The organism is Ruegeria sp. YTSC325 (assembly GCF_059609525.1).
The window spans coordinates 72,306-89,840 of the sequence record NZ_JBXWLY010000005.1; the positions used below are offsets into that span (position 1 = coordinate 72,306).

Genomic DNA, 17,535 nt, shown 5'->3' on the forward strand with positions numbered 1-17,535 from the left:
CCGAAAGGTCCCAACCCATGCCCAACGACCCGTTTCGACCATTTGAAAGCGCTTTACCACACGACGAAGCGCTTGCGGTTTTGCGCTCTGCCACTGCCGGCGCCGAGGACGGAGAATTGTTTGTCGAACGCAGGAAATCCGAGTCGCTGATCTTTGACGACGGGCGTTTGAAAACGGCATCCTACGACGCCTCCGAAGGATTCGGCCTGCGCGCCGTGCAGGGTGAAGTGGCCGGTTACGCCCATTCGACTGATGTCTCGATTGGTGCGTTGAAACGGGCCGCGGAAACGGCTCGCCTGGCGGTTGGCGATGGCGGCGGCACCTTGGCGGATGCGCCTCGGGCCACCAACACGCGGCTTTATACGGACGAAGACCCGATCGAATCCGCCACCTTTCCGGTCAAGATCGAAACGTTGCGCGAGATCGATGCTTTTTCCCGTGATTTGGACACGCGGGTCGTACAGGTCAGCGCCACTATCGCCGCGTCAGTACAAGAAGTCGAGATTCTACGCCCCGACGGCCTGATCGTTCGGGACGTGCGCCCTATGACCCGTCTGAATGTCTCGGTCATCGTGGAACAGAACGGACGGCGCGAAAGCGGCTCGGCGGGCGGAGGAGGTCGCGTGGGCCTGGACGGTCTGATAGACCCCGCCGATTGGCAGGACAAGGCACGCGAAGCGCTGCGGATCGCATTGGTCAATCTGGACGCCGTCCCTGCCCCGGCAGGTGTAATGGAAGTCGCGCTCGGCCCTGGCTGGCCAGGCATCCTGTTGCACGAGGCGATCGGCCATGGACTAGAGGGCGACTTCAACCGCAAGGGCAGCTCGGCTTTTGCCGGGCTGATGGGGCAGCAGATCGCCTCAAAAGGGGTCACGGTTGTGGATGACGGCACGATTGTGGATCGGCGCGGCTCGATCTCGGTTGATGATGAGGGCACGCCCAGTTCGCGCACCGTCCTCATCGAGGACGGCGTCCTGACCGGCTACATGCAGGACCGCCAGAACGCGCGCCTGATGGGGGTTTCGCCAACCGGCAATGGCCGCCGCCAAAGCTATGCACATAAACCTATGCCACGTATGACCAACACTGTGATGCTGGGCGGAAATGCCGACCCCGCATCACTGGTGGCCGAAATCAAAGACGGAATCTGGGCCGTTGGTTTTGGTGGTGGTCAGGTCGACATCACCAATGGCAAATTCGTGTTTTCCTGCACCGAGGCGTATCGGGTGGAAAACGGCAAAATCGGAGCGCCGGTAAAGGGCGCAACCCTGATCGGGGATGGACCATCCGCGCTGAACCGCATTCGAGGGTTGGGCAATGATATGGAATTGGACCCCGGCATGGGAACGTGCGGCAAAGACGGTCAGTGGGTGCCTGTAGGCGTTGGACAGCCGACTGTCTTAATGGATGGGCTAACCGTCGGCGGATCAGCGGCATAGGTCAGAATCAAAACGGTTTTCTCGGGGTGCAGGGTTAACACGGCGCCCCGATGACTGCTTATTGGCTCCAGAAACACTTCGGTTTATCGCGCAGCGCCTCGAAATTTTTCCCATTCTTTTCAGAGAATTATAGCATCTTCACGACTCAATTCGAAAGAATATTGGGAAAATTTGAAGCGATTCAGAAGCTGTTAACTCCTGCAGTCGTAAACCAGTTCTGCAATCAGGCGGAGCAACGGATGACCGAAGAGCAGCTTTCTTCCTATCACCCCACACTCCCACCCACCACGGAAGAGGATCGGTTTTCCTGGCTTCGTCTGTTGCGCTCTCGCAAGGTTGGTCCGGCGACGTTTCGTCGGCTGCTGCGGGAACATGGCTCAGCGCAGAATGCGCTGGCCGCGCTGCCCGAAATGGCACGCGCCGCCGGTATTGAAGGGTATGAAACGTGCCCGCCCGGCGTGATTGAGGCGGAACTCAAGGCCGCAAAAGCTGCCAAAGCGCAGCTTTTGTGCCTTGGGTCCGCCGATTTTCCTGACGCTTTGAACGATCTCAATGATGCCCCGCCAATGCTGTGGGCCATCGGCGACGTGTCGATATTACACCGCCCTACGGTGGCGATGGTTGGCGCGCGCAATTGCTCGTCACTCGGCGCGCGGATGGCGCGAGGGCTGGCGACGGATCTGGGCAAAAAGGGACATGTCATCGTCTCGGGCCTTGCACGCGGGATCGACACCGCGGCGCATATGGCCGCTTTGGATACAGGTACTGTTGCTGTAATGGCCGGTGGCGTCGATGTGATCTATCCCGCCGAGAATACTGATCTCGCCCATAAAATCGCCGAATCCGGGTTGCGTGTATCGGAGCAGCCCATGGGCGTGACACCGCTAGCCCGGCATTTTCCGCGCCGCAACCGGATCATCTCGGGTCTGGCCCAAGCGGTTGTGGTGGTCGAAGCTGCCGCAAAATCCGGCAGCCTGATCACCGCGCGCGACGCGCTGGATCAGGGGCGCGAGGTTCTGGCCGTCCCCGGCCACCCGTTTGATGCCCGCGCGGGCGGTTGCAACCTGTTGATCCGCGATGGCGCGACTTTGGTGCGATCGGCCGAGGATGTGATCGAATCCTTGCCGAAACGCGATCTTCTTACTGCCGACCGACCCAAAGAATCGCCTGTTCAATCGACAACCCCCACGACGGTTGCAGCGTTGCACGAGACGATTTTAGCATGCCTTGGCCCCTCGCCTATAGCCGAAGATCAACTTATCCGCGATATCGCGGCGACGGCGGGCGAGATCGGGCCCGCGCTTGTCGATCTGGAGTTAGATGGGCGGATACAAAGACAGCCCGGCGGGTTGTTGTCCCTCTCGACCTGACCTGCCGGACGCACCGTTATTCTGTGCGTATCAATTTGAAATTCCCGCCAAATTCCTGTGCCTAAAGGAACGCATTGACAATTCGCTCTTGCCCTCCACATTTTGCACCATCATAGAAGGCGCATAATCCGTCGAGCGAGGTTTCACCTTAAATGCCTGTAGTTGTTGTAGAATCCCCTGCCAAGGCCAAAACGATCAATAAATATCTTGGCCCCGACTACACGGTTCTGGCGTCTTATGGCCATGTGCGCGACCTTCCACCCAAAGATGGATCCGTCGATCCCGAACATGAATTCGAGATGAAATGGGAGGTCGGCAATGACAGCCGCAAGCATGTCAAAGCCATCGCTGACGCGCTGAAAGAAGACAACGCCCTGATCCTCGCCACTGACCCCGATCGCGAGGGCGAGGCGATCAGCTGGCACCTGCAAGAGGCGCTGACCAAGCGCCGCTCGATCAAGAAGGACACGCCCGTCAGCCGTGTGACTTTCAACGCCATCACCAAGGACGCCGTGACCGAAGCGATGCAGAACCCGCGTCAGGTCGATATGCCGCTGGTCGAGGCTTATCTGGCCCGCCGCGCGCTGGACTATCTGGTGGGGTTCAACCTGTCCCCCGTCCTGTGGCGCAAGCTGCCCGGTGCGAAATCGGCAGGACGCGTACAATCCGTCTGCCTGCGCTTGATCGTCGAGCGCGAGATGGAGATCGAGGCGTTCAAACCAGTCGAATACTGGTCGGTCAAAGCTCTGTTCGAAACTCCGCGCGGCCAGACTTATGAGGCGCGTCTGGTCACGCTGGCCGGGAACAAGCTGGACAAGCATGATCTGAAGAACGCTACGCAGGCGGAGCTGGCCGTTCAGGCGATCACCAGCCGCGCGCTAACCGTAACCTCGGTAGAGGCGAGACCGGCGGCTCGGAACCCCAGCGCGCCATTCATGACCTCGACCCTGCAGCAGGAAGCCAGCCGCAAGTTCGGCATGGGCGCGCGTCACGCGATGCAGGTGGCGCAGCGCCTGTATGAGGCAGGCTACATCACTTATATGCGGACTGACGGCATCGACATGGCCCCCGAGGCCGTGGCCGCCACCCGCGATACAATCACCGACCGCTATGGCGCGGATTACGTACCCGACAGCCCGCGCATCTATAAAAACAAGGCCAAGAACGCGCAGGAAGCGCACGAATGTATCCGCCCCACGGATATGACCCGCGATGCCAGCGACCTGAAGGTCACGGATGAGGATCAGCGCAAACTTTATGATCTGATTTGGAAACGCACCATTGCCTGTCAGATGGCCGCCGCACGGCTGGAACGCACCACGGTCGAGATCGGCAGCGATGACGGTCAGGTCGGCCTGCGCGCCACTGGTCAGGTGGTCATGTTCGACGGATTCATGCGCGTCTATGAGGAAGGCCGCGACGACGTGGCCGATGACGACGACAAGCGCCTGCCGCAGATCACGCAAGGCGATCCGGCGCGGTTCGCCAAGACCTCGCTGAAGGATCAATTCGTCAAGGCCACCAGCGACGACAAACAGGCCGTGCTGGCCGAGAATGAAGCCGTGCTGGCCCTGCAACACCACACGCAGCCACCCCCGCGCTATACCGAGGCCACTTTGGTCAAACGGATGGAGGAGCTAGGTATCGGGCGCCCGTCCACCTATGCCAGCATCGTGACCACGATTCAGGACCGCGAATATGTGCGCAAGGACAAGAACCGGCTGATCCCCGAGGAAAAGGGCCGGATCGTCACAATCTTTTTGCTGAACTTCTTCCGTCAGTATGTTGGCTATGAGTTCACGGCCAATCTGGAAGGCGAGCTTGACGATGTGAGCGCCGGCGACCGCGACTACAAAGACCTGTTGGGCAAGTTCTGGCGTGATTTCTCGGCCGCGATTGGTGAGACATCCGAGCTGCGGATTTCCGAAGTGCTAGACAAGCTGGATGAGGCATTGGCGCCCCAGCTGTATCCACCGCGTGAGGATGGGTCCGACCCGCGCGTTTGTCCGAAATGCGGCGTGGGACAACTGCACCTGAAAACCTCGCGCACCGGCGGGTTTGTGGGCTGTGGCAACTATCCCGAATGCACCTATACCCGCCCCATCGCAGGCGAAGGGGCCGAGGGCGACGAACGTCTGCTGGGCGAAGATGCGGGCGATGAGATCTGGTTGAAATCCGGTCGGTTCGGGCCTTATGTCCAGCGCGGCGAACCCACGCCCGAGAACAAGAAACCGCCCCGTGCGTCCCTGCCTCGCGGCTGGAGCAAGGACGACATGGATCTGGACAAGGCACTGACCCTGCTGTCCCTGCCCCGCCAGATCGGTGAACACCCCGAGGGCGGCATGATCAGCTCGAATTTCGGGCGGTTCGGGCCGTATATCATGCACCAGATGCCGGAAGAGGCTAAGCCGGTCTACGCGAACCTCAAAGACCCCAATGACGTCTTTGAAATTGGTATGAACCGCGCGGTTGAGATGCTGGCTGAAAAACGCGCCAATCCGGGGCGTGGACGGCGGGCGGCGGCCAAGCCGCTGAAAGAGCTGGGTGATCACCCCGATGGCGGCGTGATGCAGGTGCTGGACGGGCGCTATGGGCCTTATGTGAAATGGGAAAAGGTCAACGCGACCATTCCCAAGGACATCAAGCCCGAAGACGTGACGCAGGAAATGGCCATCGAACTGGTCAACGAACGCGCGGCCAAGAAAGGCACCAAGAAGAAGGCTACCCCCAAGAAGAAAGCCGCGCCAAAGAAAACCGCAGCCGCCAAAAAGACGACCAACAAGGCGGAATAGGTAGAAATACCACCACCCCCTTGGTTTCATTGACTTCCCCGTGACGTGGCGGCACAACTCGCCCAACACCATGTCATTGGGGGAGTTTTCCATGAAGAAAATCTATGCCAATGCCTCTGAGGCGCTCGACGGAGTGATCTCGGATGGCATGTTGATCGCAGCGGGCGGGTTTGGCCTGTGCGGCATCCCGGAACTTCTGCTTGAGGCGATCAAAGCCTCGGGCGCGAAGGATCTGACCTTTGCCTCGAACAATGCGGGCGTCGACGATTTTGGGATCGGCATTCTGCTGCAAACCCGTCAGGTCAAGAAGATGATCAGCTCGTATGTCGGAGAAAACGCCGAGTTCATGCGTCAGTATCTCAGTGGCGAGCTGGAACTAGAGTTCAACCCGCAAGGCACGCTGGCCGAGCGGATGCGCGCAGGTGGCGCGGGTATTCCCGGTTTCTACACCAAGACAGGCGTAGGCACCGTGATCGCCGAGGGCAAAGAGCATAAGGACTTCAACGGCGAGACATATATCATGGAGGAAGGCATCTTTGCCGACCTCGCCATCGTCAAAGCGTGGAAGGCGGACGAGACCGGCAATCTGGTGTTCCGCAAGACAGCTCGTAATTTCAACGTGCCAGCGGCCACATGTGGCAAAGTCTGTGTGGTCGAAGTCGAAGAGATCGTGCCCACCGGGTCGTTGGACCCCGACAGCATCCACCTGCCCGGCATCTATGTGCACCGCATCATTCAGGGCAGCCACGAAAAGCGCATCGAACAGCGCACCACCCGCAAGAAGGAGGACGCATAATGCCTTGGGATCGTAATCAGATGGCCGCCCGCGCGGCGGATGAGCTGGAAGACGGTATGTATGTGAACCTCGGCATCGGTATCCCGACGCTGGTGGCAAACTATGTGGGTGACAAGGACATTACACTGCAATCCGAGAACGGAATGCTGGGCATGGGCCCTTTCCCTTTTGAGGGCGAGGAAGACCCCGACCTGATCAATGCGGGTAAGCAGACGATAACCGAACTGTCTCGCACCGCTTATTTCGACAGTGCAACCTCATTCGCCATGATCCGCGGCGGCAAGATCGCAGCGGCCATTCTGGGCGCGATGGAGGTGGACGAGAAAGGCGATCTGGCCAACTGGATGATCCCAGGCAAGCTGGTCAAAGGCATGGGCGGCGCGATGGATCTGGTGGCTGGCGTAGGCCGCGTGATCGTCGTTATGGATCACACCAACAAACACGGCGACTCGAAAGTGCTGAAAGAATGCACCCTGCCCCTAACCGGTCAGGGTGTGGTCGATCGCATCATCACCAACCTGGGCGTGTTGGACGTGGTTGAAGGCGGCCTGCGCATCGTCGAACTGGCCGATGGCGTCAGCGAAGACGAGATGCGCGCCGCCACCGAGGCGACAATCTTCGCCTGAACCAAAGAAGGCCCACCAACCTGCGTGGGCCTTCTTAGTTTGCCGTCTGGAAAACGCACCCGTCCGAGATGAGCTGCGGAGGGGTCAGACACAAAGCCCGCGCGACCTGAAACGCGGCAAGCACTTTGGGCACGTAGTTGCGCGTCTCTTTATAGGGCGGTACCCCGCCATGTTTGCGGACGGCCCCTTCACCTGCATTATAACCAGCCAACACAAGGATCGGGTCGTTTCCGAACTCTTCCATCAACCAGTTTAAATACTTCACCCCGCCCGAGATGTTCTGACCGGGATGGAAGCTGTCCTCAACGCCAAACCGCCTTGCCGTTGCTGGCATCAATTGCATCAACCCCTGAGCACCCGCGTGGCTGACCGCGTCAGCCCGGCCAGCAGATTCAACCGATATCACGGCCAACACCAGCGCAGGCGAAACATTCGTACCAACTGTCGAGCGCAGGATATCGACCCCTTGCTGCTGAGCGATGTTCTGCAAAGTCTGCAATCGCGGAGAGGACACGTTGACGGCTACTAATGCCTGTATCGCTTGATCAAGACGTCCTGCGCCGGCTTGATCTAGCGCGGGCGACACTTCTTCCCAAAAAGCCGTATAGGACCCGGCGGGTTTGTCAGCCCCGCCCGGCAAACTCGGCGGCGCGACTCGTGTACGTGTAATAATCTCGGATTCTTGCAGGTCCGCACCAGTGCTGGGCGCCGAAGGTCGGGCTGCGTGTTCCTCTGGCGATATCTGCACGGTGATCTTGGGCCGCGATCCAGGTTTCGGCGGCTTCACCCTTTTATAGACGCCACGTGGTTCAATTGTCTGAGCAACAACAGAGCCCGGCCCTGTCAACAGCATTGCCACCGCACCGGCGCAGAGTATTGCGTCCCGCAGATTCATTTTGCCCGCCTCATGAATTTTTCTTTTGACTGATTTGAACCAAGAATCTGCGTTCAAAGCCATAAAAACAACGTGAATTGGGGCATTTTCGCCTCATTTGCCGTAAAATTACATCGGAACAGTGAGGTCGACATACGTTTTTCGATTTTTTATTTATTTATTTTCAATGCGTTACCCAAATTCCTGCGAAAAAGTTAAACTTCCGCGAAAAAAAATGTGATTTGGCCCAATTCCTGCCACGCCTGACCGTCAAACATAATGCCATACCGAGACGGTCGAGAGCGGACTGAGAGAGAAAGCTCTGAAAGACGCCAAGGTTTAATTGACTTTTTTGATCCTTTAGGAGGGACGTAACATGATCAAGTTCATCAAGAACTTCCGCAAAGACGAAGACGGCGCAGTAACAGTTGACTGGGTTGTTCTGACCGCAGCCATCGTTGGCCTGGCAGCAGTTGCTTACACCCAGGTTGGTGAAGGTACCAACCAGCTGGCGAACACCGTCGAAGGCGCGCTGTCGGGTACTGCAGTTTCGACTCCGGTGACCACCATCACACCGCAAAGCTAAGTTTAGTACTTAACGTACTTGAAGGGGGCCACGGTTTCAGAGCGTGGCCCTTTTTTTATAAACTTTCTTTATATGTTGGGTCTCTCATGATGCACAGAATTGCAAACTTTGCTGCACACGAAGATGGGGCCGTTACCGTTGATTGGGTGGTTCTAACGGCCGGTTTGGTTGGTTTTGGGTCAATCATTTTCCTGAACCTTTCAGATCCGATTCAACACGTTGATTCGGAAACAGGAACTGCGCTTTCTTCGATGGAAGTTCATCAACCTGAATTCAATATCAGCTACTGACTCATCAGTCGGTGACCAAACTCATGATTTGGCACGGACGAAAAAAAAATCAAAGATTGTCCCCCTTTTCGACACAATTCGTCGATAGCTGTGATTGAGATTAGCTGCGCATGACGGCAGCAAAACCAAAACAGAAAAATACGAGGGTACGCAAATGCGCGCAGTATTTGGACTTGTCCTGATTGTCGGGGTCGCTTTGGCCGGTGGCGCTGTTTATCTGGCGCAAGACTACATCGCACAAACTCAAGCCCAGCTTGAACGAGAGAAAAAAGCCGCGCAAGACGCGATGGCAAATGCCACCAACATCGCCACCGTGGACGTTTTTGTATCGAACCGCCCGTTGAAATACGGAGAGCGCCTGGTTCAAGAGGATGTCCGACTTGTCAAATGGCCTGAAGACGCACTTCCAGAAGGTACCTTCCAGGAACTGGCCACATTGTTTCCCGAAGACGCAAAAGGCGACAGGTATATTCTGAGAGCCATGGAGAAAAATGAGGCTCTGCTGGAAGTCAAGGTCACCAAACCTGGAGAATCTGCTGGATTGACCTCGCGCCTCCAAAAGGGAATGCGCGCCTTTGCTATCAGAGTCGACGTTGCGTCAGGAGTATCCGGCTTTTTGCGTCCAGGTGACAATGTCGATGTTTACTGGACTGGTTCAGTTTCAGGGGCCCTTGCGGGTGAAGGTGGTGAAATCACGCGCCTGATCCAAACCAACGTTGAACTGATTGCCGTCGACCAAACGGCAGGGTCTGATCTGACGGGCGCAAGCATCGCGCGTACGGTGACCGTGGCCGCAACGCCTGAACAGATTGCGTCTCTGGCGCAGGCACAAAACACCGGACGGATGTCTCTGGCCTTGGTGGGTGTTCAGGACGAAACGGTCGCCAGCGCGATTGAGGTTGATCAGCGAAAGCTATTGGGAATCAAGGAAGCCGCGCCTGTCGAGGCAAAGGTGGAAGAGCGCAAGTGCTACACCAATATCCGGCGTGGTGCAGAAATTGTTCAGAGTCAAATTCCCTGTACAAACTAACGTTAAATCAGGGATTTACTGGCACAAGCCGCGCACCCAGCGCGGCTTGTTTCATTTTGGTTGTTGCGAATTGTCCACATAAGGAAAATTCCAGAAACCATTGATTATTGCAATAAATTAGCAATTGACGCAGTGTTATTGCACATAAGGCATTAGCCCTAAAACGAGGCGTGATCGGAGAGGCAGGTCACATGAAAATACATTCTTGGATTAGCGCAACCCTTCTGGGGTTGGCGCTTGTAATGAGTTCCGTCGGCGATGCCGCCTGGGCTCAAAATCTTCGTGTGGTAAAGAAGGGCACAGCGGAAACGCTGGACGTCCCGATGAACCGCGCAATTGTTGTTGAGAGTGAGGAACCGTTTGCCGAACTCAGCATTGCCAACGCGGGAATCGCTGATATTTCGTCGCTTTCGGACCGTACCATTTATGTATTGGGCAAGGCGCCCGGTCTGACCACTCTGACATTGTTCGACGGTGCTGGCAATTTGCTGGCCAACGTGCGCGTTCGGGTTTCCCCGGATGTATCCGAATTCAAAGAGCGGCTGCGGCAGATCCTGCCGAATGAGCCGATCGAAGTGCGGACCGCAAATGACGGTATTGTACTGTCGGGCACCATCTCTAGCTCAGCCAAACTGGCGCGGGCATTGGAACTGGCCGAGCGCTACGCGCCCGAGCGTGTTTCCAACCTGATGTCGGTCGGCGGCGTCCAGCAAGTCATGCTGAAAGTGCGCTTTGCCGAAATGAGCCGATCAGTGGCAAAAAGCCTGACGGCGTCGCTGGGCTTTGGAGGAAGCGACGTAACCGGGGGTTTCAACACACTTAACTCTGCCGGTGCTTTGGCTAACGCGTTGAATAATAACATTCCTCTGCAACAAACCAACACAGGTGCGATCCTGTTCGGTTTTGGCGCAGGGTCCACACAGGTTCGCTTGTTGCTGGAAGCGCTCGAAGCTAAAGGTTTGGCGCGTAGCCTTGCGGAACCGAACCTGTCCGCGCTGTCGGGTCAGGAAGCAGAATTCCTTGCTGGTGGCGAAGTTCCGATCCCGGTTCCCGCGGATGACGGCAACATCGCGATTGAATACCGCGCATTTGGTGTTCAGATCCTGTTTGTTCCGCGCGTTGTGGACGGCGACTTGATCAACCTGGAAATGGGTACGTCAGTGTCGGCAATCGACAACAGCTCGGACTTCACGATTGCGGGTAACAACGTACCGTCCTTTATCACCCGTCGGACCAGAACCACGGTTGAGCTGCGGGATGGTGAGAGCTTTGCGATTGCGGGGCTTATTCAGGATGACTTCAGCGACTTGAACAATCAGGTTCCGTGGCTCGGCGATGTTCCCGTACTGGGTGCGCTGTTCCGCAGTGCTGAATACCAGCGCCAGCAAACGGAACTCGTCGTGATCGTCACCGCGCATCTGGTCTCGCCCACACGTGGTGAAGCGCTGGCTCTGCCGACCGACCGGGTCAAGCCCCCAAGCGAGTTTGATCTGTTCATCAACGGCAAGACAGCACGCACCGAACGTTTAGGATCAGGTGGTGCGTCTGAAGTCGCCAAACAGGATTTTGGTAGCTCCTACGGCTACATCCTGGAATGATTAGGAGGATAGGACCAATGCAGAAGTGGATTATAGCACTGGGTCTTTCGGTCGCTGTCGCCGCTTGTACGCGTGAGGCCGGATATGAAATCGACCAAGGTGCCTTCGGAAACGCAACTCTGAACAACCAGCAGGTTCTGACAGGTGAACTCACCTATGCTCAGATCCTGGGTCGCAGGTTCGCGGCGGAAGTGCCAACGCAGATCAACTTTGCGTTCGACAGCGCACAGCTTGATGCAAACGCACAGCGTGTACTGTTACGGCAAGCCGATTGGATCAAGCAGTTCCCCGAAGCGCGCTTCCGCGTGTACGGCCATACGGACCGAGTCGGCTCTCAGTCGTATAACCAAAGCCTAGGCCAGCGTCGCGCCAATGCAGCGGTCGCGTTCCTGACACGGCAAGGTATTTCGCGGTCACGGCTAGAAGCTGTTGTTTCCTTCGGTAAAACGCAGCCTCTGATCGACACGCCGAACAGGGATCGACGCAACCGCCGTACGATTACAGAAGTGTCTGGCTTTGTAGATCGCAAACCTCAGTTGCTTGACGGCAAGTACGCAGAAGTCATCTACCGCGAATACGTTGAAAGCGCGACAACCGAGAGCTTCATCGTAGACACAGACGCCGCCGAGGCATCTGAGTAATAATAACGCGAATTGGGCGACATCGTCGCCCAATTCCCAACAATTGGTTCTTTTGCGCCCCATTCTCGCCTAAGTTCCAAGCCAAATTCTCAACAATTGGGTGTAGTGCGGCAAAAAAAGCCGCAACCGGGCATCAGCTCGCCGAGGCAAACCTGAACGGTTCGTCGCGGTTTGCTGCCCTCTGGACGAGGATTTTGTTAATGACGAACGCCACGACAAACGAAGACAACAACGCCATTCTGGCCTGCACGATCAGTCGTGACGTCCAGAACTTTGATCTGCTGATTGAAGACATGGAAGCGGCACTGGGTGAGCGTTGGGGCGATCTGGGATTTGCAGAAGCTCTTGCGTTTTTCGGCCAGCCTGAAGCCGACAGTTTAGAATTCGTGGCCCTAGCTATTGATGGTGAGGACGAAGATGACCTGACCATGATGGGTGAAATCATCTCTCGCGCGAAGGAAAAGAGGATCAAAGTGGTCCTGATCGCCGAGGACGTGACTCCTGCTGCGTTGCACCAACTCTTGCGGAAAGGCGCTGATGAATTCGTCCCCTACCCGCTTCCGGAAGGTGAGTTGCAGGAAGCCATTGCGCGTATGAACAAATCTGATCCCGCGGTTGTGACACAGGAAACGGCCGTGTCTCTGCCCCAAGGGGCATCAAAGGAAGGTGCCTTGTTTGTGGTTCACGGATTGGCCGGTGGAGTCGGATCTACCACCATGGCCGTGAACCTGGCTTGGGAACTTGCGACCACGTCGGACAAGACTTCTCCCAAGGTATGCCTGATCGACCTGGATCTTCAGTTTGGCACGGTCTCGACTTACCTGGATCTACCGCGCCGAGAAACAGTGTTCGAAATGCTGTCTGACACGGCGTCCATGGATGACGACATGTTCTCTCAGGCGCTGCAGTCCTACGAGGACAAGATGGAGGTTCTGACCGCGCCGTCTGATATGGTGCCGTTGGATCTGATCACTCCGGAAGATATCCAGCGCGTTATTGACACTGCGCGCAAGCATTTTGACTACGTGATTGTCGATATGCCGTCGACTTTGGTGCAATGGTCTGAGACCATCCTGCAAGCGGCCCATGTGTATTTTGCAGTCATCGAACTCGACATGCGCTCGGCCCAAAACGCCCTGCGTCTGAAGCGCGCTCTTCAGGCGGAAGAGCTACCGTTCAACAAACTGCGTTTCGCGTTGAACCGAGCTCCGAAGTTTACCGATCTGAACGGGAAAAGCCGCGTCAAGCGGATGGGTGAAAGCCTTGGAATATCCATCGACCTGCAACTGCCGGACGGGGGAAAACCCGTCATGCAAAGCGGTGACCATGGTTTACCGCTGGCAAGTTCAGCCGCCAAAAACCCACTGCGCCGTGAAATCGCAAAGCTGGCAAAATCGCTCCACAGCCTTGGCAGCAGCGACGCAGAAGCTGCGTAAGACAGGTCCGAAAGGGGAACCGCCGTGTTTTCAAGATACAAAAAACAGCCCGAAGCGCAGCCTGTTCAGGCCGAGGTCAAGGCGACAACGCCCACCTCTGCAGCCCCACAGGCACCCACAGCAAACGCGATGATCCGCAAGCCTGTGGCAAAAAAGGCCGCTGAACCGACAGCATCCGATCGCGAGCGCAAGCGCAAAGAGCGGTTGAGCGAGATCAAGATCGAGTTGCACCGTGAACTACTTGAAAACCTGAACCTTGCTGCACTGGAAAACGCCAACGAATCCGACCTTCGCTCAGAAATCAGTGCCATTGCGAGTGAAGTCCTTGAGACCAAGAACATTGTTCTGAATCGGGACGATCGTTTCCAACTGAACAAAGAGCTTTATGACGAAGTTACCGGTCTTGGCCCGCTTGAGACCTTGCTGCAAGACGACACGGTCAACGATATCTTGGTGAACGGTCCGCAGCAGATTTTTGTGGAGCGTGCCGGTAAGCTGGAAATCAGCGACATCACCTTCAAGGACGAAAAGCACCTGATGCGGATCATCGACAAGATCGTATCCGCTGTGGGTCGCCGTGTTGATGAATCCAACCCTTATGTTGACGCCCGCTTGGCAGATGGGTCGCGTTTCAACGCCATGGTGCCGCCGATTGCGGTTGATGGCTCGTTGGTGTCCATTCGTAAGTTCAAAAAGGACAAACTGGGCATCGACGACCTGGTCAATTTTGGTGCGTTCACCGAAGAAATGGCCGCCTATTTGCAAGCTGCGGTGTCGACACGCCTGAACGTGATCGTTTCGGGTGGTACGGGTTCTGGTAAAACGACCACGCTGAACGCTCTGTCCAGCTTTATCGACGATGCCGAACGCATCCTGACCATCGAGGATACGGCGGAACTTCAGTTGCAACAGACCCATGTAGGCCGGATGGAAAGCCGTCCACCAAACGTAGAAGGCAAAGGCGAAGTCAGCCCGCGCGACTGTCTGAAGAACGCCCTGCGTATGCGTCCCGACCGCATCATCGTGGGTGAGACGCGTGGCGCCGAGGTGATCGACATGTTGCAGGCCATGAACACTGGCCACGATGGTTCGATGACGACAATCCACGCCAACTCGGCCCGAGATGGCATTTCGCGTTTGGAAAACATGATCGCAATGGCAGGTATCGAAATGCCGATCAAAGCGGTCCGCAGCCAGATCTCAAGCGCTGTGAACCTGATTGTACAGGCCAGCCGTTTGCAGGATGGTTCACGCCGAATGACCTCGATCACCGAGATCACGGGCATGGAAGGTGATGTTATCTCAATGCAAGAAATCTTTAGATTTCAGCGTGTTGGACTTACACCCGACAACAAGATTATAGGCCATTTCACGGCCACCGGCGTACGCAGCCACTATTCCGAACGCTTCCGGTTGTGGGGCTTTGACCTGCCCGCCGCCATCTATGAACCAACTACGATGTAAGGAGAACCTGAGATGCAACTGCCTATTGAGGCTCTCATATATGTCGTGATCTTCGTCGCCGTTCTGGCTCTGGTCGAAGGTATTTATCTGGTCGCATTCGGCAAATCCATCAGCCTGAACAGCCGCGTAAACCGGCGTTTGGACATGTTGGACAAGGGCGTCGGCCGAGAACAAGTGCTTGAGCAGCTGCGTAAAGAGATGCAGCAGCACATGCAAACGCAGTCCATCCCGCTTTATTCACTGCTCGCGGATAAGGCGCAGAAGGCTGCGATTGCGTTCTCGCCGCGCCAATTGATCATGATAATGGTGCTGGTTTCTGCTTTCGCCTTTGTCGGGCTCAGCATCGGCACCGCCACTGCAACATTTCTGAGGATAGCCATCTCGATCGCTATCGGTGTCGGTGGCGTTTATGCTTGGGTCAATCATAAAGCTTCGAAAAGGATGGCTTTGCTAGAGGAACAACTGCCCGACGCAGTAGAGCTGATGGTTCGTTCTTTGCGGGTGGGCAATCCGTTTGTATCCTCGATCCAGATTGTTGCAAATGAAGTCCAAGATCCCCTGGCAACCGAGTTTGGCGTCATCGCAGATGAGTGCGCCTATGGCCGTGACGTCGGCGAAGCGCTGAAAGACCTGGCGCAGCGGCTGGACATGCAGGACCTTCGCTTCTTGTCTGTTGCGGTCGGCATCCAACAGCAATCCGGTGGTAACCTGGCGGAAATTCTGGCCGGTCTGGCACAGGTGATCCGCGCTCGTTTCCGCCTGTTCAGAAGGGTCAAGGCCATCACCGCCGAGGCCAAATGGTCGGGCAAGTTCCTGTCAGGTTTCCCTGTCTTCTGTCTTGTCTTCATCCTTGTGAAAGACCCCGGTTATTATGACGAGGTGATTGACCATCCGTGGTTCATTCCGGCCTGCTTCTTTGTCGGCATCATGCTGACGTTGAACCTGATCGTCATGCGCATTTTGACAAACATTAAGGTCTGAGGGCAGTACCATGGAATTTTTGAACCGAATCAACACCTTACTGACTGAAAGCCTTGGACAGTTCGGTCCGCTTATTGTCGTCGGTGTCCTCGGCCTGATCATGATCCTGGTCGCGGTTCCTTTGATGATGAACCAACCAGAAGATCCGTTGAAAAAGCTACAGCGTTCAACGGCAGCTCCGAAGAAAACGAAAAAGGGCAAGCAGGATCGCCTGCGCAACGCCGGCCGCAACGAACAGCTTGAAAAGTTTTCTACGTTCCTGGAACCGCAGAACCAGGAAGAGCTGTCAGCGATGCAGCTTAAACTGCGGCAGGCGGGATATCACTCTAAGGACGCGGTACGGTTCTTTCACTTCGCCCAGTTTGCTTTGGGGATGGTCGGTATAGCGATCGGCGTGATGTTGGTGACCGTTTTGGCTGGGGACAACGAGTTTACCGGCCAACAAATGGCGATCCGCATTGGTTTCCCCGCCATCGCCTTATACTTCCTTCCACGGTATTGGATCACCCGCCGTGTAGCAGAACGCGAAGAAGCCATTGTCGCCGGTTTTCCTGATACCCTTGACCTGATGCTTGTCTGTGTTGAGGCAGGCCAGTCTTTGGATCAGGCTATCGTGCGCGTCGCGGCTGAGATGAAGGCTTCCTATCCCGACATTGCGCAGGAATTCGAGGTTGTAGCCCACGAAATGAAAGCTGGTAAGGACAAGGACACTGTTCTTCGGGATTTCGGAACACGTTGCGGCGTTCAGGACGTCAGTTCATTCGTGACCGTTATGATCCAATCGGCCACATTCGGTACTTCGATTGCCGAAGCTCTACGTGTTTATGCCGGCGAAATGCGTGACAAACGCGTGATGCGTGCAGAAGAAGCTGCTAACAAGTTGCCAACGAAAATGACACTTGCCACAATGATGCTGACGGTGCCGCCGTTGCTGGTCATTCTGGTTGGACCTTCGGCAAAAGGTATCGCAGAGTTTGCAGGCGGTAATCCAGGGGGCTGATAGCCTTATGATTTCAACACTCAGGTGTGTCCGGCCAAGGATTCGCCACGTGATCGGGGCCGCCATGGTATGTGCCATGGTGGCCTCTTGCACAGAAAACCTGCCTGGTGATTTGGATGCTCCGGGCATTGATCCACAAGGCCAAGGTCAGGATCCTTTGGTGGTCGGGAACCGACTGCTGCGGGCCGGTGAGTATGACTTGGCACTGGATTCCTTTGCCCGCGCCGCGCTGAACCAGGGCATGACCGCCGAAATCATGGCTGCCATGGGCACTGCCAACCTGGGATTGCGCCAGTTGAAGCCCGCCGAAACTCTGCTGCGTCGCGCCGTTTCCGAGGAACCCGACTGGCCGGTTGCATGGAACAATCTGGGCGTCATTCTGATGGAGAAAGGCGAGTATCCAGAGGCGGCTCAGGTGTTTCGACGGGCTTTTGCGTTAGACAATGGCGAAAGTGACGCAATTCGGGACAATCTGCGCTTAGCACTCGCAAAAATGGAAAATTCTGATAATACTGACGTCGAAGAACAAGAATACACGCTGGAGCAACAAGGCGACGGGCAATTCAAGCTTCGCAAGCTTCAGGAAAACAGGCAAGAGCAGTAAGGGACGCA

At 56.3% G+C, this 17,535-nt stretch carries 16 protein-coding genes; 15 read left to right on the plus strand and 1 reads right to left on the minus strand.

Annotation, left to right across the window (positions count from 1 at the left end):
• The first annotated feature begins 17 nt into the window (after window positions 1–17).
• The 5 genes from tldD to AC2FF7_RS09505 all read left to right on the plus strand — a co-directional run bounded on the left by tldD (window position 18) and on the right by AC2FF7_RS09505 (window position 7,023).
• Entirely contained in the window at window positions 18–1,439 is a 1,422-nt protein-coding gene (gene tldD / locus AC2FF7_RS09485; protein ID WP_480866166.1) for a metalloprotease TldD, read from the plus strand.
• A gap of 239 nt (window positions 1,440–1,678) precedes the next feature.
• Window positions 1,679–2,809 carry a DNA-processing protein DprA gene (dprA, locus tag AC2FF7_RS09490; protein WP_496905557.1) on the plus strand — a complete coding sequence of 377 codons (1,131 nt, stop codon included), beginning with the start codon at window positions 1,679–1,681 and terminating at the stop codon, window positions 2,807–2,809.
• A 152-nt stretch (window positions 2,810–2,961) separates the two neighbouring features.
• Window positions 2,962–5,601, plus strand: a complete 2,640-nt coding sequence (gene topA, locus AC2FF7_RS09495) for a type I DNA topoisomerase (protein WP_480866169.1) — start codon at window positions 2,962–2,964, stop codon at window positions 5,599–5,601.
• 91 nt (window positions 5,602–5,692) lie between these two features.
• The gene (locus AC2FF7_RS09500) at window positions 5,693–6,397 is read left to right on the plus strand and encodes a CoA transferase subunit A (RefSeq protein WP_170354942.1); all 705 of its coding nucleotides are present in this window, start codon (window positions 5,693–5,695) and stop codon (window positions 6,395–6,397) included.
• Complete coding sequence (locus AC2FF7_RS09505) at window positions 6,397–7,023, plus strand: 3-oxoacid CoA-transferase subunit B (protein WP_496905558.1); 627 nt, start codon at window positions 6,397–6,399, stop codon at window positions 7,021–7,023. The genes AC2FF7_RS09500 and AC2FF7_RS09505 overlap by 1 nt, the downstream gene beginning before the upstream one ends.
• A gap of 34 nt (window positions 7,024–7,057) precedes the next feature.
• On the opposite strand, the gene AC2FF7_RS09510 is transcribed toward AC2FF7_RS09505, so the two are convergent.
• The gene (locus AC2FF7_RS09510; protein ID WP_496905559.1) at window positions 7,058–7,918 is read right to left on the minus strand and encodes a lytic transglycosylase domain-containing protein; all 861 of its coding nucleotides are present in this window, start codon (window positions 7,916–7,918) and stop codon (window positions 7,058–7,060) included.
• A 355-nt stretch (window positions 7,919–8,273) separates the two neighbouring features.
• Here AC2FF7_RS09510 and AC2FF7_RS09515 point away from each other — a divergent pair, with 355 nt between their 5' ends.
• From AC2FF7_RS09515 to AC2FF7_RS09560, 10 genes are all read left to right on the plus strand, one after another.
• Complete coding sequence (locus tag AC2FF7_RS09515) at window positions 8,274–8,483, plus strand: Flp family type IVb pilin (protein WP_170354939.1); 210 nt, start codon at window positions 8,274–8,276, stop codon at window positions 8,481–8,483.
• Between the two features lie 86 nt (window positions 8,484–8,569).
• Window positions 8,570–8,773, plus strand: a complete 204-nt coding sequence (locus AC2FF7_RS09520) for a hypothetical protein (protein WP_480866171.1) — start codon at window positions 8,570–8,572, stop codon at window positions 8,771–8,773.
• Between the two features lie 154 nt (window positions 8,774–8,927).
• Window positions 8,928–9,803 carry a Flp pilus assembly protein CpaB gene (gene cpaB, locus AC2FF7_RS09525; RefSeq protein WP_170753757.1) on the plus strand — a complete coding sequence of 292 codons (876 nt, stop codon included), beginning with the start codon at window positions 8,928–8,930 and terminating at the stop codon, window positions 9,801–9,803.
• Between the two features lie 191 nt (window positions 9,804–9,994).
• On the plus strand, window positions 9,995–11,401 hold the full coding sequence (locus tag AC2FF7_RS09530) for a type II and III secretion system protein family protein (protein WP_480866173.1): 1,407 nt from the start codon (window positions 9,995–9,997) through the stop codon (window positions 11,399–11,401).
• Between the two features lie 17 nt (window positions 11,402–11,418).
• Window positions 11,419–12,042, plus strand: coding sequence for an OmpA family protein (locus tag AC2FF7_RS09535; protein ID WP_480866175.1), 624 nt, complete (start codon window positions 11,419–11,421; stop codon window positions 12,040–12,042).
• A 200-nt stretch (window positions 12,043–12,242) separates the two neighbouring features.
• Window positions 12,243–13,478, plus strand: coding sequence for a CpaE/TadZ family protein (locus tag AC2FF7_RS09540; RefSeq protein WP_480866176.1), 1,236 nt, complete (start codon window positions 12,243–12,245; stop codon window positions 13,476–13,478).
• Between the two features lie 24 nt (window positions 13,479–13,502).
• Window positions 13,503–14,942, plus strand: a complete 1,440-nt coding sequence (locus AC2FF7_RS09545) for a TadA family conjugal transfer-associated ATPase (protein WP_480866178.1) — start codon at window positions 13,503–13,505, stop codon at window positions 14,940–14,942.
• 12 nt (window positions 14,943–14,954) lie between these two features.
• Window positions 14,955–15,923 carry a type II secretion system F family protein gene (locus AC2FF7_RS09550; protein ID WP_170354932.1) on the plus strand — a complete coding sequence of 323 codons (969 nt, stop codon included), beginning with the start codon at window positions 14,955–14,957 and terminating at the stop codon, window positions 15,921–15,923.
• Between the two features lie 10 nt (window positions 15,924–15,933).
• Window positions 15,934–16,923, plus strand: coding sequence for a type II secretion system F family protein (locus AC2FF7_RS09555; protein WP_496905560.1), 990 nt, complete (start codon window positions 15,934–15,936; stop codon window positions 16,921–16,923).
• A gap of 49 nt (window positions 16,924–16,972) precedes the next feature.
• Window positions 16,973–17,527 (plus strand): tetratricopeptide repeat protein, encoded by a 555-nt coding sequence (locus AC2FF7_RS09560; RefSeq protein WP_480866182.1) that lies wholly within the window; start codon window positions 16,973–16,975, stop codon window positions 17,525–17,527.
• The last annotated feature ends 8 nt before the right edge of the window (window positions 17,528–17,535 follow it).